We start from the raw sequence: 24,061 nt of genomic DNA, 5'->3' as shown, positions 1-24,061 counted from the left end.
GGTCCACATGGATCCCCGCGCGATTAGCTCAGCGGGAGAGCGCTTCCCTGACACGGAAGAGGTCACTGGTTCAATCCCAGTATCGCGCACGCAGTACGCATCACCGGCACCACCCGCACCATCTGCAGGTTCACCTGCGCGATTAGCTCAGCGGGAGAGCGCTTCCCTGACACGGAAGAGGTCACTGGTTCAATCCCAGTATCGCGCACCAGCCGAAGCCCCCGGCCGTCTCGTACGGCCGGGGGCTTCGTCGTGCCGGGTTGTTCCTCCGGTCGTGCTCAGGAGGAGAAGAGCATGTGGCCGAAGCTCTTGTGGCGGTGGTGACCGCCGTAGTGACCGCCGCCATGGCCTCCGTGTCCGCCGTGCTGCGGGGCGCCCCACGCGGGCGCGGGCGCCGAGGGGTAGGCCTGCGGGGCGGGCGGGGGCGGCGCGGGCTGCGACCACTGGGACTCCACGCGGCTCAGCGCCTCCAGCTCGCCGTAATCGAGAAATATCCCGCGGCAGCCGCTGCACTGCTCGATCTGGACGCCATTGCGGTTGTACGTGTGCATCGGCGCATGGCACTTCGGACACTGCATGCTCGGCTCAACTCCTCGCCGTTCGGTACCGCTTCCGCCAGGACAGACACTGTCCGGCCTCGAACGGTTGCACCCTACGCGGTCGGGTCGTGTGCCAACTCGGGCGGGACAAAACCCATTCGGTCACAGGCGTCGATCACGGCCTGCTGCACCTCGTCCAAGGGGCGGTCCTCCCCGACGGACTTGGCGATCGCGAGGGCCGCGGTCTGCACGGTGAGGGCGCGGGCCGCCACGTCCAGGGCGGGCCAGGGGTCACCGTCGGCGGGGACGGCCGGGCCGCCCGCGCGTTGGTAGGCGGTCAGGAAGCGGGTCCACTCGTCGGGCGGCAGCAGGCCGCAGGCGTACCAGGCGGCCGGGCGCGCCAGGTCCCAGGTCGGGACGCCCACGCCGAGGTCGTCCACATCGATGAGGAGCCAGGGGCCGACCGGCGCGGGATGGCGGACGAGCTGGCCGAGGTGCAGGTCTCCGTGACAGAGGGTCCCCACGGCCGGCATGGGGGCCTCGGCGCGGGCCCAGGCAGGCAGGGCCGCCCAGGCGCGCAGCACCGGGGCGGCGGCCGGGTGCGGGCCCGCCGCCCGGAGCCGGGCGATCGCCCTGGCCGCCTTGGCGGGGCCTCGCATGGCTGGCAGGCCGTCGGGCGCGGGGGTCCGGTGGAGGCGGGCCAGCAGGGTCGCGGCCGCCTCCCAGGGAGCGGCCTCGGGGGTCTCCGGGTCGACCGGGGTGCCGTACGGCCAGAAGGTGACCAGGCGGCCGTGGAGGTCGACGGGCTTCGGGCGGAGCGGGGTGAGGAGGGTGCCGGTGAGGGCCGGGTGTGCGGCGGTCTCGAGACGGCGGGAGAGTTCGACGGGATCCGTACCGGGGGCGTGGGCCTTGGCCACGGTGTCGCCATGGCGGACGACGGTGCCGTCGTGCCGGTCGGCGAGGACGGAGTCGTGGTGGGCGCAGGCGGTGTCCCCCGGGTGGGCCGCGGTGCGCGCCCCGGCGGTCAGGGCGGGCAGCACGTCTGCGGTCACGGGGCCCCCTGGGGTGTGCGGTCGGTTCCTCGCGAGCGTACGTTCTCCGCCCCCGCCGCCCCTACCCCGTCCCGTCCCTGGGGACTGCGCCCCCAGACCCCCGTGGTGGGTTCTTCGACTGCGGGTGGATGGGGGCCGGTCGCGCGGTTCCCCGCGCCCCGGCCCAGGACAAAGCAATGCCCGCGCAGCTCCCCAGCTGCGCGGGCATTTGTGCCGTCCGCCGCACCCCCGTCCCCACGGGGTTTCATGGCCGGATGTCCCCGCCCGGACCGCTCTTCCGGGCCTGGGGCGCCGCTCAGCGCCCCAGCATCACGCCCACGGACGACGCTTGTGTGACCACTGCGTCCCAGCCGCCGAAGACGACTACGAGCAGGGCCGCGAGAGGAAGGACCATCGCTGTCGCCACCAAGGGGTGGCGCTGACCCTGACGACGCGGGCGGAACGCGGTGCTGTACGCCTTGCGTCCTGTGCGGATCGCCGTCCGCGGTGCCGTGTGGGCCATGGTCCCTCTCCTGACCGAGCATCTGTGTGGTTGGCAGCGGCGAGTGTCTGACCTCGGGGGACGAGTGCTGCACCCGCCGCTTGACCTCAAATCTATGGGTGCGGTGGCGATCGGTCGTCATGCCCTCGTACCGATTGCCGGGCCTCCCGGAGGATGAGCGATGACCTGCGGTCTACTCCCCTGGGTGGAGACGAGGACCTAGGTCTCAGGGTCTTCCCGGAGGGGGCGTCCGGTGTGCCCCGACTGTTCCGAGCTGTCCTCCCTGGGAACCCGCTGCTCGACCAGCGCCGGTACCCGCGTCGCCAAGAAGCGCGCGGTGCGCACCACTGACCCTCCCCACTGCCTGAACGGCGTGGAGGGACCCCCACCGGGTGACTTCGCTCACTTCCACCACCCCCCTGCGCGCCGCGGTCTCCACCCCGCGACGCACCCCGCTCGCCACCACCTCGTACGTACGCGTCATGTCCCCGCCGTCCACGACCAACCCCACGCGATCACCCTTCACAGGTTCAATCCCCCTTATACGACGGCCGGTTGGGATCACAGACAGCCCAAAGCAGCTCTGTTCGCCCATTCCCTGACCGTCTTTCACGTTTCCCACCCGGCACTGACAATCGATCGGGCTGTGAGGGCGCGGCCTCTGCGCGCACCCGGCCGCGGAAACGTAAGCTGTGGCTCGTCAAACGGACCGGGCAGCGGGGATGGACATGGCGATGATGCGCCTGAGGCGCGAGGACCCGCGTGTCGTCGGCTCGTTCAGGCTTCACCGACGGCTCGGCGCGGGTGGAATGGGCGTGGTCTACCTGGGCTCCGATCGCCGTGGCCAGCGGGTCGCGCTGAAGGTGATCCGACCGGATCTGGCGGAGGATCAGGAGTTCCGGTCACGGTTCGCCCGCGAGGTCTCGGCGGCCCGGCGGATCAGGGGCGGCTGCACGGCGCGGCTCGTGGCCGCCGATCTCGAGGCGGACCGGCCGTGGTTCGCCACGCAGTACGTGCCGGGACCCTCGCTGCACGACAAGGTCGCCGAGGACGGTCCGATGTCGGCCGCCGACGTGGCCGCCGTCGGGGCCGCGCTGTCCGAGGGGCTCGTCGCCGTCCACGAGGCCGGTGTCGTGCACCGGGACCTCAAGCCGTCCAACATCCTGCTGTCCCCCAAGGGGCCGCGGATCATCGACTTCGGCATCGCCTGGGCGACGGGGGCCAGCACGCTGACGCATGTCGGTACGGCCGTCGGCTCGCCCGGGTTCCTCGCGCCCGAGCAGGTGCGCGGGGCCGCCGTCACCCCGGCGACCGACGTGTTCGCGCTCGGCGCCACGCTGGCGTACGCGTCGACCAACGACTCGCCCTTCGGACACGGCAGTTCCGAAGTGATGCTGTACCGAGTGGTGCACGAGGAGCCGCAGCTGCACGGCGTTCCGGACGCGCTGGCTCCGCTCGTCCGCGCGTGTCTGGCCAAGGACCCCGAGGAGCGCCCGAGCACGCTCCAACTCTCCCTACGGCTTAAGGAGATCGCGGCCCGCGAGGCCCAGGGCCTGGCCGACGTACGCCCGCCGGCACAGCGGGGCGATCCCGACCGGCCGACGGGGCGCCTCGCCGAGCAGTACGCCGAGCAGCCCACCCAGCGCCGCCCGCAGGGCACACCGCCGCCGCGCACGGGCGGCACCAACGGGGGTTCACGGCCGTCGCAGTCGAGTGCGCGCCCCGCCCCCGCCCGGGGTACCGGGCGCTCCGGCAGCAGGCCCGTGTCCCGCAGCGGCACCGGCCGTCCCGCACCCCGGACCACGGGGACCGGGCGGCGTCCCGCCAATCCGCGCCTGCTGCGCCAGCGGCTCTTCGTGTTCGTCGTGGTGACACTGCTCGTCGCGCTGGGCATCGCGGCGGCGCAGGGCTGCCAGGGGCCGGCACGCGGACTGGGCGACGGGGGCACTCGCAAGGACGTACGCCAGGAGCAGTCGTCGCACGCGCCGCCGCCCGGCGATCCGACCGCCGAGCAGGTCCGGAGCCGACCGGACAAGAACGGCTAGCCGGAGCCCGTCCTGGGGCGTGTCGGACACGGCTCAGGGCTGGGGGCGGCCCGTCGCCACAGCGTAGAACGCGACCGCGGCCGCCGCGCCGACGTTGAGCGAGTCGACGCCATGGGCCATCGGGATGCGGACCCATTCGTCCGCCGCCATCAGGGCCTTCGTGGACAGGCCGTCGCCCTCCGCGCCCAGCATCAGCGCGACCCGGTCCACCCGGTGCGGGGCCGCCTCGTCCAGGGACCTCGCCTTCTCGTCGGGGGTGAGGGCGAGCAGGTTGAAGCCGGCGTCGCGGACCGTCTCCAGGCCCTTGGGCCAGGTCTCGAGACGGGCGTACGGGACCGAGAAGACCGCACCCATCGAGACCTTCACGGAGCGGCGGTAGAGCGGGTCCGCGCAGTCCGGGGAGAGCAGGACCGCGTCCATGCCGAGGGCTGCCGCGGAGCGGAAGATCGCGCCGATGTTGGTGTGGTCGTTGACCGCCTCCATGACGACCACCCGACGGGCGGAGCGCAGGAGTTCCTCCGCTGTCGGCAGCGGCTTGCGCTGCATGGAGGCGAGCGCGCCCCGGTGCACGTGGTAGCCGGTGACCTGCTCGGCGAGTTCCGGGCTGACCGCGTACACCGGCGCCGGCATCTCGTCGATGACGTCGCGCATGACGTCGACCCACTTGGCGGACAGGAGCATCGAGCGCATCTCGTACCCGGCGTCCTTGGCGCGTCTGATGACCTTCTCGCCCTCGGCGATGAACAGGCCCTCGGCGGGTTCGCGCTTGCGGCGCAGCTCCACGTCGGTCAGGCCCGTGTAGTCACGCAGACGCGGGTCGTCGGGGTTCTCAACGGTGATGAGATCGGCCACAGGGTGATACTGCCTTGTCCTGGGTGCGGTGCCAACGGCTGGGCACAGGTTGGGTTACCGGTGGTTACTCGGAAGCGTTCAGCGGGCTGTGCACACCCACGTTCACGACCTCGCCGATGACGATCACCGCCGGGGGCTTCACGTCCTCGGCGCGTACGGTCTCGGCGACCGTGGCCAGGGTCGCGTCGACGCGGCGCTGGGCGGCGGTCGTGCCCTCCTGGACCAGGGCGAGGGGGGTGTCGGCCGGCTTGCCGTGCGCGATCAGGGTCTCGGCGATCCGGCCGATCTTGTCGACGCCCATGAGGACGACGAGCGTGCCGCGCAGCCGGGCGAGGGCCGGCCAGTCGACGAGGGAACGCTCGTCGTCAGGGGCGACATGACCGCTGACGACGGTGAACTCATGTGCGACACCCCGGTGGGTGACCGGGATACCGGCCGCACCCGGCACCGAGATCGAGCTGGAGATGCCGGGCACGACCGTACAGGCGATGCCCGCCTCGGCGAGCGCCTGGGCCTCCTCCATGCCACGGCCGAAGACGAACGGGTCGCCGCCCTTGAGCCGGACGACCGACTTGCCCTGCTTCGCGTGCTCGATCAGCGCGTTGTTGATGGCCTCCTGGGCCATGTACCGGCCGTAGGGGATCTTCGCCGCGTCGATCACCTCGACGTGCGGCGGGAGTTCGGCGAGCAGGTCGCGCGGGCCCAGTCGGTCGGCGATGACCACGTCGGCCTCGGCGAGCAGACGGCGGCCGCGGACCGTGATCAGGTCGGGGTCGCCGGGGCCGCCGCCGACCAGGGCGACACCCGGGGTGCGGGTGCGGTGGTGGGGCGCCACGAGGGTGCCGTCGCGCAGACCCTCGACCACCGCGTCGCGGATCGCGGCGGTGTGGCGGGGGTCGCGGCCCTTGGCGTTCGTGGTGAGGACGGCGACCGTGACGCCCTCGCTGTGACCGGTGGCCGGGGTCCAGGCGGTCGCGGCGTCGGCGTCGTCGGAGCGGACGCACCACACGCGGTGGCGCTCGGCTTCGGCGGAGGCGTCCGTGTTCGCCTGGCGGTCGCTGGTCGCGATCAGGGCGTACCAGGCGTCGGCGAGGTCACCGTCCTCGTACGGGCGCTTCGTCCAGGTGATCTCGCCCGCGTCCGCCATCGCCTCGACGGAGGGGGTGGCCTCGGGTGACACGAGGTGGATGTCCGCCCCTGCCGCGATGAGCGCCGGGAGGCGGCGCTGGGCGACCTGCCCGCCGCCGAGGACGACTACGCGGCGGCCGGTGAGGCGGAGGCCTACGGGGTAGGCGGGGTTTTCGGCCATGGAGGTGCGGCTCCTCGTACGGGGCCGCTGCGCTCGACTGGAGCGGCCTTGACGTGCTGTTTTGGGTGCGGGTCCACGATACGGCGGGGGCGGGAGGGGGTCTTTCCCCAGGCCCGCCCCTTCCCGGCAGTGACACTGTGCGGCTCCGCCGCGTGGGGGGCTGCGCTCCGAAGCCCCCGGCACGTGCGGGTCCGTCGCCGGTCTACTTTTCGGTTACCCCCGCGGAATCGAACGTCGCCACCTCGTGCATCGCCCTCGCCGCGCTCTGGACCACCGGCAGGGCCAGCAGCGCGCCCGTGCCCTCGCCGAGGCGCAGGTCCAGGTCGACCAGCGGGCGCAGGCCCAGCTTGTTCAGGGCGGCGACATGGCCGGGCTCGGCGCTGCGGTGACCCGCGATGCACGCCGCGAGGACCTCGGGGGCGATGGCGCGGGCCACCAGTGCGGCGGCGCCGGCGCTGACGCCGTCCAGGATCACCGGCGTACGCAGGGAGGCGCCGCCGAGGAGCAGGCCGACCATGGCGGCGTGCTCGAGGCCGCCGATCGCGGCGAGGACGCCGATGGGGTCGGCCGGATCCGGCTGGTGGAGTTCGATGGCACGGCGTACGACCTCGGTCTTGCGGGCGAGGGTCTCGTCGTTGATGCCGGTGCCGCGGCCCGTCACCTCGGACGGGTCGGTGTCGGTGAAGACGGAGATCAGGGCAGCCGACGCCGTCGTGTTGGCGATGCCCATCTCGCCGGTCAGCAGCGCCTTGTTGCCGGCCGCCACCAGGTCGCGGGCCGTCTCGATGCCCACCTCGATGGCGGCCGTGACCTCTTCGCGGGTCATCGCGGGGCCGGTCGTCATGTCGGCGGTGCCCGCGCGGACCTTGCGCGGGAGGAGACCCGGGGTCGCGGGGAGGTCGGAGGCGACGCCCACGTCGATGACGCAGACCTCGGCGCCCACCTGGTTGGCGAAGGCGTTGCAGACCGCGCCGCCGCCCAGGAAGTTGGCCACCATCTGGCCGGTGACCTCCTGCGGCCAGGGGGTGACGCCCTGGGCGTGCACGCCGTGGTCGCCCGCGAAGATCGCGACGGCGGCGGGCTCCGGGATCGGCGGCGGGCACATCCGGGACAGGCCGGACAGCTGCGCGGAGATGATCTCCAGCATGCCGAGCGCGCCCGCGGGCTTGGTCATCCGCTTCTGGCGCTCCCACGCCTCGCCGAGCGCCTTGGCGTCCAGCGGGCGGATGTTGGAGACCGTCTCGGCGAGCAGGTCGTGCGGCTCCTCACCGGGCAGCGCGCGGCGGCCGTACGTCTCCTCGTGCACGACCCAGGACAGCGGGCGGCGCTTGGACCAGCCCGCCTGCATCAGCTCGGGCTCCTCGGGGAACTCGTCGACGTAGCCGACGCAGAGGTAGGCCACCACGTCCAGGTGCTCGGGCAGGCCGAGGGCGCGGACCATCTCGCGCTCGTCGAAGAAGCTGACCCAGCCGACGCCGAGGCCCTCGGCGCGGGCCGCGAGCCACAGGTTCTGGACCGCGAGCGCGGAGGAGTACGGGGCCATCTGGGGCTGGGTGTGACGGCCCAGGGTGTGGCGGCCGCCGCGGGTCGGGTCGGCGGTGACGACGATGTTGACCGGGGTGTCGAGGATGGCCTCGATCTTCAGTTCCTTGAACTGCTTCGCGCGTCCCTTGGGCAGCGACTTGGCGTACGCCTCGCGCTGACGGGCCGCCAGTTCGTGCATCGTGCGCCGGGTCTCGGCGGAGCGGATGACGACGAAGTCCCAGGGCTGGGAGTGACCGACGGACGGCGCGGTGTGCGCGGCCTCCAGGACCCGCAGCAGCACGTCGTGCGGGATCGGGTCGCTTCGGAAGCCGTTGCGGATGTCGCGGCGCTCGCGCATCACGCGCAGCACGGCCTCGCGCTCGGCGTCGTCGTAGCCGGGGGCCGCGGGGCCGGTGGACTCTCGTACGTCTTCCACTACGGCCGTGCTCTCTTCCTGGTCGGCGACCTGGGTGTCCAGGTCGTCCGCTCGCTGTGCGACTACTACGGGCTCCGGGTCCGCCTCCCGCGGCTCCGGTACGGGGGGTGTCTCCGCCTCGGGCGCGCGGGGCGCGGGAACCGGAGCGAAGGGCTCGGGTTCGCCGGCGGGCTCCGCCTCGGCGAGGGGTGCGACGGGCACCTCCTGGCTCTCCACCGCCACCGCTTCCACCACTGCCGGGGGCTCTTCGGCCGGGGGCCGCTCCTCCTGGGGCAGGGGCGGCACGGTCATGGCGTGCGGCGGGGTCGGGGCCAGGTGCGGGGTCGTCGGCACCGTGCCCTCGACGGGCACGAACTGGCCGAGGGACTGGTCCGCGGTGGGGTCCAGGGGGGCGCCCTGGAATCCGGGTGCGCCTGCCGTGCCGCCGGGGTGGTGCTCACCGTGCGACTGGTTCGTGGCCGCGTGCGGCGCCTGTGCGTGGGCGGCGACACCGACCGGTACACCGGCACCGGCCTCGGCGAACGCGGCATGCGCCTCGGCGGGGGCCGCGAACTGCGCGGCCTGGACCGGGAAGGCCTCGGCGCCGGGGACCGCGTGTCCGTGCGAGTCGTCCGCGGCGTACGCCAGCTGCGCCTGCGCCTCGGCGGCGGCCTGCGCGGCGGACACCACGAGGGGCTCCGGGGCGAACTCGGGCTGTGCGAACTCGGGCTGTGCGGCCTGCGCGTGGGGCGCGGGCGCCGCACCGGTGTCCGCCAACTGGACCACGGGTTCCGGGGTGTGGACACCGGCTTCCGGGAACCGGTCGTCCTGCGCCGGGAACCGGCGCGCCTGGTCCACCGCGCGGGCGGTGGGATCGGCGACGTGGGCGGCCTGGTCCACGAGTTGGGGGGCCTGTTCGGTGGCCCCCGGCTCGGCCGCGGGCGTCGGCTGTGGATCATGCGCGGGCTGGAGCGCCTGCTCGGTGGCCAAGTACTCCCCGGCCTCGGAAGCCTGGGCCGGGGCGTCGGCGAAGTGCCCGGCGGTGTCGTCCACCGGCGGCGCCACGTGCGCGAGGTCCTGGGCGGCCGGGAAGGCGGTGGGGGTGGCCTCGGTGGCCCCCGGCGTCTGGGAGCCGTCCGGCTCGGCCGCGGACTCAAGGCCCGGCGCCATCTCAAGGCCCGGCGCCATCTCAAGGCCCGGCTCGGCCTCGGGGCTCGGCCCGACCTCCGCGACCTGCGGGACGAAGTGGCCCTCCGGCGCCTCGGGCGCGTGGGCGGCCTCCGGGGCCTGGGGCGCCTGCGCGACTCCCTGACCCTCGACCTGGCCCTCGACCGCCTCCGCAGCCTGGGGAGCCGGAACGACTACCGCGGGCTCGACGGCTTCCGGGGCCTCCGCGACCGGGACCTCCGCCACCGGCACCGCCTGCGGCGTCACCGCCTCGGCGACCACTCCGGCCTCGGGGCCCTGCACGGCCTCCGGGACGACCGCTTCCGCGGCCGTCCCCTCGGGGCTCGCCGACGGCGCTCCCCACGGCACCGCGCCCTGCGGCGGGATCTCGGAGAGCTGCGGTACGTCGAGGTACTCGGGACCGATGGTCGGGGGACCCGCGTGCCGTACCGGAGTTGCGGCGGGCACGGGGGTCGCGGGGGTGGCCATGGGCGCGGCGGCAGGGCCGCGGTCGGCGAGCGAGCGCACCGGGCTCGCGGAGCCGTCCGGGGTCGGCGGGCCGAGGTGCAGCGGGCGACGCGGCGCCGCCGGCTGCGGGACGGGCGCGGGGCCGGGTACGCGGACACCGCCGAGGTCGAGCGAACCGCTGTCCCGGCCGGCCGTCTCGTGCGGGCCCGGCTCATGGACGAGGGGCTGTTCCTCGACGAGAGGCTGCGGGGGCGGCGGGGCCACCTCGTTGCCCCACGCTCCCTGCGCGCCCGGCATGAGAAGCAGGTCGTCGTCCTCGGCGGGGCTCTCGGAGGGGTCGAGGAAGGTGTACGCGCCCGGGGCAGAGACGCCCGGCTGCTCCACCATGCCTGCGCTCTCCGGCAGTCCCTCGCCCGGGACCTGGCCGGTGTCGGTCATGCGTACCCCTCGCCCATCGGTTAGTGCTTCCAAGTCCTGCTCGCCCGGAACGGCGCACCGACCGCCCCGCAGTGAAGAACGAGCGTGCGTGCCCAGCGGCACGAACGACCGGCCAACAAAGACGACAAAGCCATTAACGGGCATTGTCCCGGTCGTCCGACCCTCGCGACAGCTTGATCCGCGACGGCCCGCTGTGGACTGCGCCACGTTGCGCGTCCTCAGGTTCTGCCGTACCACACACGCCTCAAAACGGGCGCGTTTTCCGGACATTGGCCTACGAAAGGCCGATCGCCCTGGAGCGGTACAACGATCGGCCAGCCTACCGCGCGCAGTACGACAACAGGATCACGGGTTGCGATCGGGCAGACGGCCTGTGAGCAGGAACGCGACGCTCCGCTCGGTCTCCGTCCAGGCCCTTGTGTCGAGTTCGACGGACTGGATGAGGGCGCATTCGACCTGATATCCGTGCTCGCTGAGATCGCGGCCCACGAGTTCGGCCGCGTCGCGGGTCGCCGCGTGCGTCACGATGCGCTGCGGACGGCGGTCGGCGACGGCCGAGACGACCTGTACGCCCCCGCCGCCGACACGTACGACATCGGGTTCGGGGAGGTTCTCCAGGACGTGCGGCGCGGTGCCGTGCACGATCTGCATCTGGACGCCGTAGCGGCGCGCGGAGTCCTCGGTGCGCGCGCAGGAGCCGGGGTTGCGGTCGACGGCGATGACCGCCGCGCCGGTGCGCGCCGCCTCGGTGGCGAAGGCGCCACTGCCGGAACCGATGTCCCACACGAGGTCTCCGACGCGCGGGCCCAGCCGGGCGAGTTGGGCGGCGCGCAGCAGATCCGTTTCGCCTTCGCCCAGTGCGCCGCCGTACGCCTGGGCGGGCAGCGCCCAGCCGCGCGGTCCGGTGCCCGGGTCGCGTCCGGCGATCCAGCCGCCGTCCTCGGCCGCGGCCACGAAGCCGCCGATGACGATGACGACGTTGGGGTCGCGCCAGGTGTGGTCGGCGGCCTTGTCGGAGGTGAGGATGGTGACCCGCTCGCGCGCGGTGCCGAGTTCCTCGCAGATGACGAAGGTGCGGTGGACGCCCTCGAGGAGCAGGCCGAGTTCGGCGGGGCCGGCGCCGGGCGAGGTGAGGACGGCGACCTTGGTGTGGGCGCGGCAGACGTTCACCGCGCGGCGCAGGGTGCGGCGGTGCGCCACGACCACCTGTGCGTCGTCCCAGGGCATGCCGGCGCGGGCGAAGGCGGCGGCGACCGAGGAGACGGCGGGCACGACTTCGACCTCGAGGCCGAACTCCGGGGCGCGCAGGGTGCGTACGACTCCGAAGAAGCCGGGGTCGCCGTCGGCGATGACGACGGCGCTGCCGCGATGGCCCGCGATGCGTCGGGCGGCGAGGGAGACGCTGCCGAGGCGGATGCGCTCGGCGGCCCGGGGTACCTCGGGGAGTGCCAGGTGGTGCGCCGCTCCGGCCACCAGGGTGGCCGCGCCGAGGGCGGAGCGCGCCGCGGCGGTCAGGGGCGAGCCGTCCCAGCCGATCACCGTGACCCGGTCGGCCATCGTCGTCAGTCTCCAGAAGGTTTTCGCAGGTCGTCGGGGGGCAGCCCGCGGGCGGGCTCCGTGAGGGTACCTGGTGTCGCTGGGTGATGGCCCGGGGGGCTCTGCCGGGTGGGAGCGGTTTCTCGGGACGCGGTGCCAGACGTCCCCCGGATTCGGCCCGGGGAATCCCGCCGGTTCAGTTCCAGTCGGAGAACGACGTGAAACCGCCTGTGTCGGCGAGCTGGTCGCCGACTCCGTCGAGGTCCTCCGGGAGGAGGCTCCAGACGATGAAGTCGGTGCGCACGTCCACCCAGCGCCCGTCCTCGGTGCGGGTGTGCGCTATACAGGCGTTGCGCAGGACGCCCTCGCTGATGCAGCCGATCTTCTGGGCGACCTGCTGGGAGGCGGTGTTGTCGGCCGCCGTGCGCAGTTCGATGCGCTCGAACTTCTGGTCGCGGAAGAGCCATCGGGCGGTGGCGAGCGCCGCCTCGGAGGCATAGCCCTCGCCGCGGGCCCAGGGGGCGATGACGTACGACAGTTCGGTGGAGCGCACATGCCAGTCGGTCTTGGCGAGCTGCACGATGCCGACCAGGCGCTGGGTGAGGAACTCGGTGACGGCGAGGTCGAGTCCCCGGCCCGCCGCACGTTCGGTGGGCGCGTACTCGTTGATCCAGATGCGGGCCCTGTCCTCGGTATAGGGCTGGGGCACGTCGGTCCAGGCCCCGACCTGCTCGTCGTTCATCATCGCGGCCAGGGAGGGGACGTCGTCCTCGTCGAGCGCGCGCAGGACCAACCGCTCCGTGCTGATGGAGATGTCGGGGAAGGTGCTGGTCATGCGCCGCTCCGTAACCGTCGGGGACGTCGGGCCCTCGGATCCTTCGGGCCCGCTGAACTGCCCAGCATGCAGCATGAGGCCACCGAACTGCACCACGGGGTCCACTCCCAGTGATGGAGTGGACCCCGTACGGTGACCCGACCGGAACGACGGGATGACCGGAACTAGAACGACGGGATGACCGAACCGGCGTACTTGTCCTCGATGAACTTCTTGACCTCCGGCGAGGTCAGGAGCTTGGCGAGCTTCTTCACCCGCGGGTCGCTCTCGTTGCCCTTCTTGACGGCGAGGAAGTTGCCGTAGGGGTTGTTCGTCGCGGACTCCAGGAAGAGCGCGTCCTTGGCCGGCTTGAGGCCGGAGGAGATGGCGTAGTTGCCGTTGATCACCGCGGCGTCGACATCGTCCAGGGAGCGCGGGGTCTGCGCCGCCTCCAGCTCCTTGAACTTGAGGTTCTTCGGGTTCTTCGCGATGTCCTGGGTGGTCGCGCTGTTGCCCGCGCCGTCCTTGAGCGTGATGAGTCCCTTGGAGGCGAGCAGCTTGAGCGCCCGTGCCTCGTTGACCGTGTCGTTCGGGACGGCGACCGTCGCACCGCTCTTGAGCTCGTCGGTCTTCTTGATCTTGTGGGAGTAGAGACCGAGCGGTTCCAGGTGGACCGTGACGACGGGCACGATGTGGGTGCCGTTCTTCTTGTTGAAGTCGTCGAGGTACGGCTGGTTCTGGAAGTAGTTGGCGCCGACGGACCCGTCCTCGGTCGCCGTGTTCGGCGTGACGTAGTCCGTGAACTCCTTGACCTGCAGGTCGAGGCCGGCCTTCTTCGCCAGGTTGTCCTTGATGTAGTCGAGGATCTCGGCGTGCGGGGTGGGGCTCGCGGCGACGACCAGCGGACCGCTGGTGTCGGAGGCGCTGCCGCTCTTGTCCGAGCCGCAGGCGGAGAGGCCGAGGGTGAGGGCTCCGGCGGCGAGGACTGCGGTGGTGATCTTGGCCGTGTTACGCACGAAAAGTGCCTTTCCTTAAGGGTGTAGCAACCCCGTGGTGGGTGGTCACGGGGAAATCTGCGGGTGGGGGGAGAAGCAGAAGGGGGTGTTCGGGCGGTCTCAGGCGACCTTGCCGACCTCCGCGGTGGCGGGCTCCTTGGCCTTCAGCAGCCGCAGCTTCGGGGCGGCGCCGGAGTGGCCGCCGCGCCGGTGCAGGGTGCGGGCCGCGTAGTCGCCGGCGAACTGGATGAGGGAGATGACGACCGCGAGGATCGCCACGGTGATCCACATCAGTCCGGTCTCGAAGCGCTGGTAGCCGTAGCGGATGGCGATGTCGCCGAGCCCGCCGGCGCCGACGGTGCCGGCCATCGCGGAGTAGCCGATGAGGGCGACGATCGTGGTGGTCGCGGAGGAGATCAGCGACGGCAGCGACTCCGGTACGAGCACCTTGCGCACGACGGTCCAGGTGTTGCCGCCCATCGACTGCACGGCCTCGACGAGACCGCCGTCCACTTCGCGGACCGCCGTCTCGACCAGGCGCGCGAAGAAGGGGATCGCGCCGACGGCGAGCGGCACGATCGCCGCCTCGCGTCCGATGGTCGTTCCCGTGATCGTGCGCGTGAAGTTCATCAGCGCGACCATCAGGATGATGAACGGCAGCGAGCGGGCGATGTTCACGACCTGCCCGATGACCTTGTTCACGACGACGTTCTGCAGGAGTCCGCCGCGGTCGGTCAGGACGAGCAGAACGCCGAGCGGCAGACCGCCGACGATCGCGATCAGCGTGGACCAGCCGACCATGTAGAGCGTGTCCCAACACGCCTGGGACAGCAGGGGCTGCATCTCCGACCAGGTCACTTGGCACCGTCCTTCACGAGCACGGGCTGCTGGCCCTGGATGTCGATCTGCAGGCCCTGCTCGCGCAGGAATCCGATCGGCACGACGTTCTCCTCGTAGCGGCCGGGCAGTTCGATGCGCATCCGGCCGACCTGCTTGCCGGCGACGGTGTCCATCGCGGCGCCGAGGATCGAGATGTCGATGTTGTACGTGCGCGAGAGCTGCGAGATGACGGGCTGGGTGGCGGCCTCGCCGTGGAAGGTGACGTCGATGACGGTGCGGTCGTCGCCGGACGGCTCGCCGCTCACCGGGAAGAGCGCCCCGGCGAGTTCGGAGCCGGGGGTCGCGAGCAGTTCGCTGACGGTGCCGGACTCGACGATGCGGCCCTTCTCCATGAGCGCGGCCGAGTCGCAGATCGTCTTGACCACGTCCATCTCGTGGGTGATGAGCAGGACGGTCAGACCCAGCTGCCGGTTCAGGTCGCGCAGCAGCTGGAGGATCGAGCGGGTGGTCTCGGGGTCGAGGGCGCTGGTGGCCTCGTCGGAGAGCAGCACCTTGGGGTCGCCGGCCAGGGCGCGGGCGATGCCGACGCGCTGCTTCTGGCCGCCGGAAAGCTGGGCCGGGTAGGCCTTGGCCTTGTCGGAGAGGCCGACCAGGTCAAGGAGTCCAAGCGCCTTGGAAGAACGTTCCTTCCCTGACAAGCCAAGGATTTCCAGCGGCAGCTCGACGTTGTCCTGGACGGTGCGCGACGACAGCAGGTTGAAGTGCTGGAAGACCATGCCGATGCGGCTGCGCGCCTGGCGGAGCTCCTTGCCGGCGCGCGGGCCGCGGCCGACGAGCGCCGTGAGGTCCTGTCCGGCGACGGTGACCGTGCCGGCGGTGGGACGCTCCAGGAGGTTGACGCAGCGGATGAGGGAGGACTTGCCGGCGCCGGACTGGCCGATGACGCCGTACACCTCCCCTTCGCGGACGTGCAGATCGACGCCGTCGAGGGCGGCCACTTCACGGCCGCGCGAGCGGTAGACCTTGGTGAGGCCCGTTGTCGTGATCACTGGGGTTTCCGTCACTGTCGAGTGCGGGGCGCGGGTGTGCGCCGGCACGGGTGCATTCGGTCGGGAACGCGACACGGTTCTCGCGGTGGCGATGGAACCGGATGAATCCGGGGGAGAACATGCGCGCGGGCGGGCGCCGCTCACGTACGGGGTACGGACAGCGCACGGCGGTCTCGCTTCGGGGCGCGAGACGGGGCGGTGGTGCGGGGGCCCTCTAGAAGGCGCACATTCGACACATACAACGAGCACCGGGCGTCATGGTCGCCTCGGTCGCAAAGATGCGGTTGCTCGTCGTGGTCATGGGATCAAGTAAAGCAGACGCACAGGCGGGACCCGGAACCGCTGTCCGCAATGCGGACAGTGATGGACACTTCTCGGCCGGGGGTGGAGACCTCCGCTCCCCCCGCCTGTGACCAGCGCGGACAGGGCCGAGAGGTCCTTCGGGTCTCTCACCACGAGGTCCGCGTCCGGCTCGGACGCCCCATGGGCTGTGGCCAACGCCACGGCGGTCGTCCACGGGTGGCAGGCCGGGGGCGAGGGCATCAGGCCTTTTGGCCCGTAATAGGGTCACGGCATGCTTGTTGCCCTGACGGTCGCGACCGCCGTCGCCGCGCTCGCGCTCGCCGCCTGGTGCGGTTGGGCCGCCTACCGTGATCAGCCCACCAAGGACTGGCACTTCATCGGCATGGCCGTGGTGACGCTGCTCGCCGTGGTCCAGCTGGTGGTCGGCATCGTGCAGCTGGCGCGCGGCGAGAAGCCCGACCAGGGCACGACGATCTTCGTGGCGTATCTGCTCGGTGCCTTCGCGTGCATTCCGGCCGCGGGCTTCATGTCGCTGGCGGAGCGCACCCGCTGGGGATCGATCACGGTGGCGGCCGCCGGTGTCGTCCTCGCCGTACTGGAAGTGCGGCTCTATGACATCTGGGGAGGCTGAGATGACGGCCACGGAGGAGAACGGGCCCGCGCCTCAGGAGAATCGGGAGGGTCCGAAGAAGCAGCGCACCCGGCTGATCAGCGGGCCCGGCATGCTGCTGCTCTGGCTGTACGGCGTGATGGTCGTCGGCGCCGTGTCGCGCTCCGCCGTCCAGATCTCAACGGACTTCGACAAGGCCCCGCTCGCCTACTCGCTGTCGGCGGTCGCGGGCCTCGTCTACGGCTTCATCACGTACTCACTCGTACGCGGTGGCGAAACGGCCCGCAGGGCGGCGCTGGTGTGCTGCGCCGCCGAGCTCGCGGGCGTACTGACCGTCGGGACCTGGACGCTGGTCGAGCCGTCCGCCTTCCCCGACACCACCGTGTGGTCGGACTACGGGATCGGCTATCTGTTCATCCCGGTACTGCTGCCACTGTCGGCCATGTACTGGTTGCGCAAGGCGCGTACGGCCGACAGGTCGGCGTAGCCCGGGCCCGTGTCACGGGCGCTCGTCAGGCGCTGGTCACGAACGCGCCCGCGTCGGCGCCCTTCTGCAGGGTCACCAGGGTGAGCCGCTCGTCGACGCGCTCCGTGGAGACCTGCGCGTAGCCGTGCTTGCGGTACATCCGCAGATTGCGGTCGCTGCGGTGGCCGGTGAAGAGCTGGAAGGACTTCGCCGCGCCGTCCGCCGCGAGCTTGGCCTCGATCGCGGCGAGCAGCCGCCCGCCCAGGCCGTGGCGCTGCATACGCGGGTGGACGATGAGCTTGTTGATACGGGCCGTGCCGTCCGGGTCCACGGCTCCGCGGACCGAGGCCACCACCTCTTCGCCCAGCCGGGCCACCAGGACCGTACCGCCCGCCAACTCCGCCCTGAGGGAGTCGAGCGGCTGCGTGAGCGGCTCGATGCCGTAGTCCCCGTACAGCTCGGCCTCGCTCTGGTAGCAGAGGTACTGCAGCTTGAGGATCTGCTCTGCGTCCTGCTCGGTCGCCCCCGAGATGGTCACGCTCATGCCCATGTGTGCATGCCTCCCGCTCACCTGTTCCACTGGTCGTCCCTCACTCCTATCCCCGCGGTTCACGGGCCGCAACCACCGGGGAGAGCAATCGACGCAGACATCCCAGGCATCTGGAACGTTCCGGACCCAGACTGCCCTGTGAGATACCCAACTCGCCTGCGATCTCCCGATAGGTGAGGTCCTTCGGGGAGAACAGTGCCGCCATCAGGCTCGGGCAGCGGCCCGGCAGCCGCCGGACCGCGTCGTGCAGGGCGCGCCGGCTGTCGGCGGTCATCACCTGCTGTTCGGGGCCCGGCCGGCTGTCGTCCGCGGGTTCGGAGAGGTACGGCCGTTCATGACGGGCCGTACGGCGGGTGCGGCGAACCTCGGAGCGCACGGCGCGGCGCAACCAGCCCTGCGGGTCGACGGGCGGCCCGTCCGAGTCGAGGCGCTCCAGAAGGCGCAACCAGACGGCCTGTTCGAGGTCGCTCTGCTCGGTCCCGGACGCATATGCCTCCGCCGAGGCCTCGGCGGCGAGCAGCGGACGCAGCGTGGAAACCATCTCGTGGGTCATATGCGGCGGGACGCCGCCGCCCCGGCAGGGGGTTGCCGGGGCGGGCGACTGTCACCCCATCGGGGTGAGTGGATCATCCGTTGACGAAGTCCTCGCGGGCGAGCAGCGCGGTGTCCGCGTTGTCGGAGAAGACGCCGTCGATACCCGTGGCGAAGTAGGTCTTGAAGGCGCCGAAGGCGTCGCCGTAGGCGTTCGGGTCGGTGCCCTGCCGGAAGTTCGCGGGCAGGAAGGTGTTTTCGTTGCGCATCGTGTACGGGTGCAGGATCAGGCCCGCCCGATGCGCGTCGGCGACCAGCGTGGTCGGCGTGGTGAGGGCGCCGTTCGCGTCCTTGGGGATGACCAGGTCCAGCGTGGGGCCGATGCCCTGCGCGTACGAGGCCAGCCACTTCAGGCCCTCGGGCTTGACCAGGTCGGCGACGGTGCGCGGGTCACCCGCCGTGACGAAGTCCCAGGGGCGGGTGTTCGCGGCGGAGAGCAGCACGACGAGCGGGTTGTCGACCAGCTTGTCCAGGCGCTGGATGCTGGTCGGCTCGAAGGACTGGATGATGACCGGCGAGTTCTTCTTGTCCTTGCCGTGCTTTCGGAGCACCTTGGCGAGGCGCTCCTCCAGACCGAGGCCCAGCGCCCGGAAGTAGGTGGGGTGCTTGGTCTCGGGGTAGATCCAGACCTGCTTGCCACGCTTGCGGGTCTGCTCGTCCTGCCAGTGGAGCACCTCTTCGAAGGTGGGTATCTCCCAGCGGCCGTTGTAGAGCGTGTTGTGCGGGCGGTTGGCGGGGATGCGCTCGACGGCCCGCAGGGTCTTCAGCTCGGCGAGGGTGAAGTCCTCGGTGAACCAGCCCGTGGTGGGGACGCCGTCGAGGGTCTTGGTGGTCTTGCGGTCGGCGAACTCGGGGTGCGCCGACACGTCGGTGGTGCCGCCGATCTCCGGCTCGTGCCGGCAGACGAGGTGACCGTCCTTGGTGGGCACCAGGTCACCGGCCTCGATGACGTCGGCGCCCATGTCGAGGGCCAGCTGGTACGAGCCGAAGGTGTGCTCGGGCCGGTAGCCGCTGGCGCCCCGGTGCCCGATGACGGTCGGCTTGGGCAGGCTCTTGTAGCCGCCGTGCCCGCCGCTCCCGTGCCGCTCGTCGGCTCTCGCCGCACCCGGCAGCCCGAGGACCGCTCCGCCCGCGCCGAGCACCGCGGCCCCGAGCAGTGCGCGTCGCGCCGTGCCCCGGCCCTGCCCGTTCGGCCCCCGCGACTCCGGTGTCCCCTGTGTCCCCTGCGTCCCCATGAGCGTTCCTCCCGCCGTACCGCCCCGTACCTGTCAAAGCGGGTCGATCGTAGGTTCCCTTGCGTGACGGGAGGGAGACCTGCGGCGGAACACGTGGGTGCCGCCGGATGTCGTACGGAACAAGGAGGCTGTCGGTCCGTCAGTTTCGGAATGACGGCGGTGGGTACGCGCCCTGGGTGCGCGGTCAGAGGCTGCCGATTCCGGGGTCCCGGTCCCGGGCGGCACTGACGGCCCCGGAGTCGCTGAGGTGCTGGGCCGCGTGGGCGCGTCCGCGGGCGTCGCGCAGGCCCCTGGTCGCCCGCGCCTCGATCCGCGCCGAGTCGGGGCTGTCGTAGACACGGCGGCGGTCCCTACGGATCAGCGTGACTGCCGCACTCCCGACGATCAGGACCAGGGCGGCAAACGCCACGATCATGTATCCCACGATCCCCCCGTTCAATCCGTTCGACCCGGGTAAGACGTGCGACCCGGTCAAACTGTGCGACTCGTTCGGCGTGGCGGCCGAAGCCGCCGCGAGATACGTCACATGCTTCCGTTCGTGTGACGAACGCGCAACGGCCCGCCACCTCAGGTAAACATTGGTCAACAGTCCGTATCCAGTCGGTGAACCCGATGTGCAATCACCGGGGGGCCGCGAGTATCGTCCTCACCTGCACATACTTCATACCGATCCCTTGACACCGGAGGGCCCGTTGTCCCGCTTCGCGCTCATCAAGGCAGTGCTCGGACCGATCATGCGCCTGATGTTCCGCCCACAGGTGGAAGGCGTGGAGCACATCCCGGGCGACGGTCCGGTCATCCTGGCCGGCAACCACCTCACGTTCATCGACTCGATGATCATGCCGCTCTTCTGCGACCGCCAGGTCTTCTTCATCGGCAAGGACGAGTACGTCACCGGCAAGGGCATCAAGGGTCGACTGATGGCCTGGTTCTTCACCGGCTGCGGGATGATCCCCGTCGACCGTGACGGCGGCCGCGGCGGTGTCGCGGCGCTGATGACCGGCCGCCGGGTGCTGGAGGAGGGCAAGGTCTTCAGCATCTACCCGGAGGGCACCCGCTCCCCCGACGGCCGGCTCTACCGCGGTCGTACCGGCATCGCCCGGCTGGCCCTGATGACCGGCGCGCCCGTGATCCCGTTCGCCATCATCGGCACGGACAAGGTCCAGCCCGGTGGGGCCGGGTTCCCGCGGCCCGGCCGGGTGACGCTCCGCTTCGGTGAGCCGATGGAGTTCTCGCGGTACGAAGGCATGGACCGTGACCGTTATGTGCTGCGGGCCGTGACCGACTCCGTGATGACCGAGGTCATGCGCTTGTCGGGGCAGGAGTACGTGGACATGTACGCCACGAAGGCCAAGGCTGCGTAGCGCCTCCGGCGGTTCGGCCGTATCTCGGGTGCGGGTGCGTTGTGGCTGGTCGCGCCCACGCGGCGGAGCCGCACAATGTCACAGCCCCGCGCCCCTATCGGGGCATCTCCTCACCTGCATTTTCCAGTTTCTGGCCCTTCAGCAGGAACCACGCCCCTGCCGCCGTGGCGAGCAGTACCACCGCTCCGATGCCGGACGCCAGTGCCAGGCCGTCCACGAAGGATGTGCGGGCCGCGGTCAGCAGGGCCTCCGAGGTGTGGGTGGGCAGGGTCGCCGCCGCCTCCACCGCGCCGCCCAGCGACTCGTGGGCCCCGGCCGGGGTGCCCGCGGGGCCGGTGAAGCCCGCGTAGACGCCGGTGACGATGGAGCCGAGCAGGGCGATGCCCAGGGCGGCGCCGAGCTCGTACGCCGTCTCGGATACCGCGGACGCGGCTCCGGCCTGCTCCTTGGGCACGCTGGAGAGGATCACGTCGGCGGTGACGGTGAACGAGAAGCCCGCGCCGACGCCCACGATCAGGAGCGCCGAGCCGAGCACCGAGTACCCGGTGGACTGCTCCAACAAGGTGAGCACGCCGAGCGCGAGGCTCACGGCGGCGAGACCACCGGAGACCACGGCGCGGACCGAGTAGCGGCGCGCGACCGAGCCCGCGATCAGACCGGCTCCCACCGCGCCGATGGCGGCGGGCAGTTCGGCGAGCCCCGCCTGGAACGGCGGCCTGCCCTGCACGAGTTGCAGGAACTGGGAAAGGAAGAAGACCAGCCCGGACAGGCCGAAGACGGTCAGCAGATCGGCGAGCACCGCCGCCGAGAAACCCCGGTTGCGGAACAGCCGCATGTCCAGCAGCGGTACGGGCATCGCGAGTTGACGGCGTACGAAGCCGAGGAGAGCCCCGACGCCGAGCAGGCCGACGGCCGTCGGCTCCCAGGTGAACCCGTGTGTGGCGGCCTCCTTCACCGCGTACACGATGCCGATCATGCCGACGAGGGAGAGCACGACGCTGGCCAGGTCCCAGGGGCCGGGGTTCGGGTTGCGGGACTCGGGCAGCAGCTTGATGCCGACGGGGACGAGGATCAGCATCACGGGCACGTTGATGAGGAAGACCGAACCCCACCAGAAGTGTTCGAGCAGGAAGCCGCCGACGACGGGCCCAACCGCCGTACCGGCGGAGGCCGTGGCGCCCCAGATGCCGATGGCGAGGCTGCGCTCGCGCGGGTCGTGGAAGAGGTTGCGGATGAGGGCGAGTGTGGCGGGCATCAGGGTCGCGCCCGCGACGCCGAGCAGCGCCCGCGCCAGGATCATCATCTCCGGGCTCGTCGCGTACGCGTTGAGCATCGATATCGCGCCGAACGCCGTGGCGCCCATCAGCAGCAGCTTCTTGCGGCCGATGCGGTCACCGAGGCTGCCCATGGAGACGAGCAGACCGGCGATGACGAACGAGTAGACGTCACCGATCCACAGGAGCTGGGTGCCGGAGGGCTTCAGGTCCTCGCTGATGTAAGGGGTCGCGAGACCGAGTACGGTCGCGTCGACGGCCACCAACAGCACGGCGAGGACGAGGACGCAGAGCGCGAGCCAACGGCCCGGACGCTTCTCCACCTCCGTCGTCAACGCCGGCTGCAGGGTGCTGGTCATGATCACTCTCTCCGTAGTGCGCCGCCGAGCAGCAGCTCGACGATCATGTAGTGGAAGTCCTTGGCGGCGACCCGGCCCTCGGTCACGGCCCACGCGCCCGAGGCCATGAGCCCGTAGAGCGCCTCGGTGAGCCAGGCGGGGCTGAGGTCGATGCGGAACTCGCCGCCCTCCTGGCCGCGCCGGAACAGGGCGGCCATCCGGACATCGAGCCGGGCCCAGCCCTCGTTCTGCCCCTCGCCCTCGAACAGCTGGTTCTCGGTGTAGAGGAAGGCGAGCAGCCCGGCCACCCGTTCGAGCTCCTTCACCAGGCGGCGCAGGGCCTCCTGAGCGGTGCCCTCGTCGAGGCGGGCGGCCTCCAAGGCCGCCTCGCACTCCTCGATACCGAGGGCCTCAAGCGCCCGGACGAGCGCGTCCCGCCCGGCGAACTGGCGGTGCAGCGTGGCCCGGCTGATCCCGGCCGCCTTGGCGACCTCGTCCATGGTGGCGGTGGATTTACGGGTGAGCAGGGCGGCTGCGCTGCGCAGCACGTGGTCACGGTCGACGGCCATGAGACAACTGTACCCCTTATGAGACATCTTTGTCTCATAAGGAGCATGTGAGTCTCACGTGCGTCGCGTTTTGCCATCTTTTGCGGTGCTTGAGTCTTTTGCCGTGCTCAGTGCCAGGGCAGCTGCCCGCGCCGCTCCCAGTACACGTGCGGGTCCTCGGCGAGCGCGGCGAGGCGGGTCAGCTGGTCCTCGTCCAGGTCGATGACCGCCGCGTGCAGATTCGACGCGAGCTGGGCGGTGGTGGCCGCGCCGGAGAGGACGACTCCAGCCCAGGGCTGTCGCAGTACCAGTGCGAGGGCGACGGCGTCGGCGCCGAGACCCGTCTCCTCGGCGATCGCCCGCACCGCGTCCGGCGCGTGCTCGGCGGCCAGGCGGCCGTTGGCCATGCCCTCCTTGACGATCACCGTGAGCCCGGCGTCGTGCGCCTCGGCGAGGGCGGGAGCCGCCGAGGTCTCCAGGACGTTGTACGTGGACTGGACGGTACGGAAGAGGGGCTCACCGTCGACCGTCACGGCGAGCGCGGCGCGGATGGCGTCGGCCTGGGCGGGCCCGCTGGTGGAGAAGCCGATCGAGAGACCCTGGGCGGCCGCCTCGGCGAGCTTCGCGTGGAGTTCCTTGTCGGTGAGGGCCGGGCTGTCCGGGGTCACCGAGTGGATCTGGTAGAGGTCGAGCCGGTCACCGAGCAGCTCGGCCGTCTCGGCGCGCTGTCGCTCGTAAGTGGCGAGGGTGTGGTCCTTGACCTCGTGCTTCTCGGCGTCGGTGGTCCAGTCCGCGGTGTACGTGTAGCCCCACTTGCTGCCGATGACCACGTCGTCGACGTCCGGCCGACTCTTCAGCCAGCCGGCGAGGAACTCCTCGGAGCGGCCGTAGGAGCGGGCCGCGTCGAAGTAGCGCACGCCCTGGGCGTATGCGGCGTCGAGGAGTTCGTGGGTGCGCTCGCGCAGCGTTTCGACGCTGCGATTCTCTCCGAGGTCCTGGTCTCGGCCGAGGTTGATGTAACCCGGGCGGCCGACGGCGGCGAGGCCCAGGCCGATGTGGCAGGTGGGCGTCGTGGCGGTCGCGAGACGGGCGAAGGGCATCGCGGGCTCCGTTCGGTCGGCTCCGGTGCGGCTCCGGTGCGGCTCCTGACCAACGTAACCCGCGATGACCTTCGTTTCAGAGCTCGGCCGGTGCGGTCATGCGGCGCGTGCGGGATTGTCGGGGTTGCTCGCGCGACTCCCCGTGCCCCCTACGGGCG

Annotated in this window: 22 protein-coding genes, 2 tRNA genes and 1 pseudogene; 6 read left to right on the top strand and 19 right to left on the bottom strand. The window is 71.4% G+C overall.

All coding sequences use genetic code 11. The features are described 5' to 3' along the window. The first annotated feature begins 17 nt into the window (after positions 1–17). A tRNA-Val gene (locus tag OG819_RS27305) sits at positions 18–89 on the top strand. A 47-nt stretch (positions 90–136) separates the two neighbouring features. Further along, positions 137–211 (top strand) — tRNA-Val (locus tag OG819_RS27300). 67 nt (positions 212–278) lie between these two features. On the opposite strand, the gene OG819_RS27295 is transcribed toward OG819_RS27300, so the two are convergent. From OG819_RS27295 to OG819_RS27280, 4 genes and pseudogenes are all read right to left on the bottom strand, one after another. Next, positions 279–578 (bottom strand): zf-TFIIB domain-containing protein, encoded by a 300-nt coding sequence (locus OG819_RS27295; protein WP_054230604.1) that lies wholly within the window; start codon positions 576–578, stop codon positions 279–281. A gap of 74 nt (positions 579–652) precedes the next feature. Then, positions 653–1,591 carry an aminoglycoside phosphotransferase family protein gene (locus tag OG819_RS27290; protein WP_266623195.1) on the bottom strand — a complete coding sequence of 313 codons (939 nt, stop codon included), beginning with the start codon at positions 1,589–1,591 and terminating at the stop codon, positions 653–655. 295 nt (positions 1,592–1,886) lie between these two features. Continuing rightward, a complete protein-coding gene (locus OG819_RS27285; protein WP_266416192.1) occupies positions 1,887–2,093 on the bottom strand; it encodes a hypothetical protein in 207 nt (68 codons plus the stop codon). A 198-nt stretch (positions 2,094–2,291) separates the two neighbouring features. Beyond that, a pseudogene (locus tag OG819_RS27280) lies at positions 2,292–2,598 on the bottom strand (hypothetical protein). Between the two features lie 196 nt (positions 2,599–2,794). Here OG819_RS27280 and OG819_RS27275 point away from each other — a divergent pair. Beyond that, the gene (locus OG819_RS27275; RefSeq protein ID WP_266634171.1) at positions 2,795–4,117 is read left to right on the top strand and encodes a serine/threonine-protein kinase; all 1,323 of its coding nucleotides are present in this window, start codon (positions 2,795–2,797) and stop codon (positions 4,115–4,117) included. Positions 4,118–4,150: 33 nt separating this feature from the next. Here OG819_RS27275 and OG819_RS27270 read toward each other — a convergent pair whose 3' ends face one another. The 8 genes from OG819_RS27270 to OG819_RS27235 form a co-directional block, all read right to left on the bottom strand. Next, positions 4,151–4,969, bottom strand: coding sequence for an RNA methyltransferase (locus OG819_RS27270; RefSeq protein WP_266651409.1), 819 nt, complete (start codon positions 4,967–4,969; stop codon positions 4,151–4,153). 64 nt (positions 4,970–5,033) lie between these two features. After that, on the bottom strand, positions 5,034–6,278 hold the full coding sequence (cobA, locus tag OG819_RS27265) for a uroporphyrinogen-III C-methyltransferase (protein WP_266651408.1): 1,245 nt from the start codon (positions 6,276–6,278) through the stop codon (positions 5,034–5,036). Positions 6,279–6,480: 202 nt separating this feature from the next. Beyond that, positions 6,481–10,290, bottom strand: coding sequence for a nicotinate-nucleotide--dimethylbenzimidazole phosphoribosyltransferase (cobT, locus tag OG819_RS27260; protein WP_266651407.1), 3,810 nt, complete (start codon positions 10,288–10,290; stop codon positions 6,481–6,483). Positions 10,291–10,635: 345 nt separating this feature from the next. Next, positions 10,636–11,847, bottom strand: a complete 1,212-nt coding sequence (gene cbiE / locus OG819_RS27255) for a precorrin-6y C5,15-methyltransferase (decarboxylating) subunit CbiE (RefSeq protein ID WP_266623199.1) — start codon at positions 11,845–11,847, stop codon at positions 10,636–10,638. Between the two features lie 175 nt (positions 11,848–12,022). Next, positions 12,023–12,661 carry a GNAT family N-acetyltransferase gene (locus OG819_RS27250; protein WP_266623201.1) on the bottom strand — a complete coding sequence of 213 codons (639 nt, stop codon included), beginning with the start codon at positions 12,659–12,661 and terminating at the stop codon, positions 12,023–12,025. Positions 12,662–12,825: 164 nt separating this feature from the next. Then, entirely contained in the window at positions 12,826–13,656 is an 831-nt protein-coding gene (locus OG819_RS27245) for a MetQ/NlpA family ABC transporter substrate-binding protein (protein ID WP_266623223.1), read from the bottom strand. 99 nt (positions 13,657–13,755) lie between these two features. Then, a complete protein-coding gene (locus OG819_RS27240; protein WP_095855741.1) occupies positions 13,756–14,493 on the bottom strand; it encodes a methionine ABC transporter permease in 738 nt (245 codons plus the stop codon). Beyond that, complete coding sequence (locus tag OG819_RS27235; RefSeq protein WP_266651406.1) at positions 14,490–15,524, bottom strand: ATP-binding cassette domain-containing protein; 1,035 nt, start codon at positions 15,522–15,524, stop codon at positions 14,490–14,492. The genes OG819_RS27240 and OG819_RS27235 overlap by 4 nt, the downstream gene beginning before the upstream one ends. 574 nt (positions 15,525–16,098) lie before the next feature. On the opposite strand from OG819_RS27235, the gene OG819_RS27230 reads away from it, so the two are divergent. Both OG819_RS27230 and OG819_RS27225 read left to right on the top strand, forming a co-directional pair. Next, a complete protein-coding gene (locus tag OG819_RS27230; protein WP_266651405.1) occupies positions 16,099–16,458 on the top strand; it encodes a hypothetical protein in 360 nt (119 codons plus the stop codon). A 1-nt stretch (position 16,459) separates the two neighbouring features. Beyond that, positions 16,460–16,924: a hypothetical protein gene (locus tag OG819_RS27225; RefSeq protein WP_266623226.1), complete on the top strand. Its 465-nt coding sequence runs from the start codon at positions 16,460–16,462 to the stop codon at positions 16,922–16,924. Between the two features lie 25 nt (positions 16,925–16,949). Here the strand turns inward: OG819_RS27225 and OG819_RS27220 are convergent, their stop codons facing one another. The 4 genes from OG819_RS27220 to OG819_RS27205 form a co-directional block, all read right to left on the bottom strand. Continuing rightward, complete coding sequence (locus OG819_RS27220) at positions 16,950–17,453, bottom strand: GNAT family N-acetyltransferase (protein WP_266416167.1); 504 nt, start codon at positions 17,451–17,453, stop codon at positions 16,950–16,952. A gap of 46 nt (positions 17,454–17,499) precedes the next feature. Next, a complete protein-coding gene (locus OG819_RS27215; RefSeq protein WP_266651404.1) occupies positions 17,500–18,006 on the bottom strand; it encodes a sigma-70 family RNA polymerase sigma factor in 507 nt (168 codons plus the stop codon). Positions 18,007–18,079: 73 nt separating this feature from the next. Then, positions 18,080–19,279, bottom strand: a complete 1,200-nt coding sequence (locus OG819_RS27210; protein WP_266651403.1) for a glycerophosphodiester phosphodiesterase — start codon at positions 19,277–19,279, stop codon at positions 18,080–18,082. A gap of 184 nt (positions 19,280–19,463) precedes the next feature. Further along, positions 19,464–19,694 (bottom strand): hypothetical protein, encoded by a 231-nt coding sequence (locus OG819_RS27205; RefSeq protein WP_266651402.1) that lies wholly within the window; start codon positions 19,692–19,694, stop codon positions 19,464–19,466. Between the two features lie 328 nt (positions 19,695–20,022). Between OG819_RS27205 and OG819_RS27200 the strand changes: the two genes are divergently transcribed. Beyond that, positions 20,023–20,643 (top strand): lysophospholipid acyltransferase family protein, encoded by a 621-nt coding sequence (locus tag OG819_RS27200; RefSeq protein WP_266651401.1) that lies wholly within the window; start codon positions 20,023–20,025, stop codon positions 20,641–20,643. A 94-nt stretch (positions 20,644–20,737) separates the two neighbouring features. Here the strand turns inward: OG819_RS27200 and OG819_RS27195 are convergent, their stop codons facing one another. The 3 genes from OG819_RS27195 to OG819_RS27185 form a co-directional block, all read right to left on the bottom strand. Further along, positions 20,738–22,276: an MFS transporter gene (locus OG819_RS27195; protein ID WP_266651400.1), complete on the bottom strand. Its 1,539-nt coding sequence runs from the start codon at positions 22,274–22,276 to the stop codon at positions 20,738–20,740. 2 nt (positions 22,277–22,278) lie between these two features. Further along, positions 22,279–22,824: a TetR/AcrR family transcriptional regulator gene (locus OG819_RS27190; protein WP_266623233.1), complete on the bottom strand. Its 546-nt coding sequence runs from the start codon at positions 22,822–22,824 to the stop codon at positions 22,279–22,281. A gap of 107 nt (positions 22,825–22,931) precedes the next feature. Then, a complete protein-coding gene (locus OG819_RS27185; RefSeq protein WP_266651399.1) occupies positions 22,932–23,903 on the bottom strand; it encodes an aldo/keto reductase in 972 nt (323 codons plus the stop codon). Positions 23,904–24,061: the final 158 nt, after the last annotated feature.

The sequence above is a fragment of the Streptomyces sp. NBC_01549 genome (genome assembly GCF_026339955.1).
Lineage (GTDB): Bacteria > Actinomycetota > Actinomycetes > Streptomycetales > Streptomycetaceae > Streptomyces.
The sequence above is the reverse complement of the archived record's forward strand: the minus strand, read 5'-3'. Positions and strand labels throughout refer to the sequence as shown.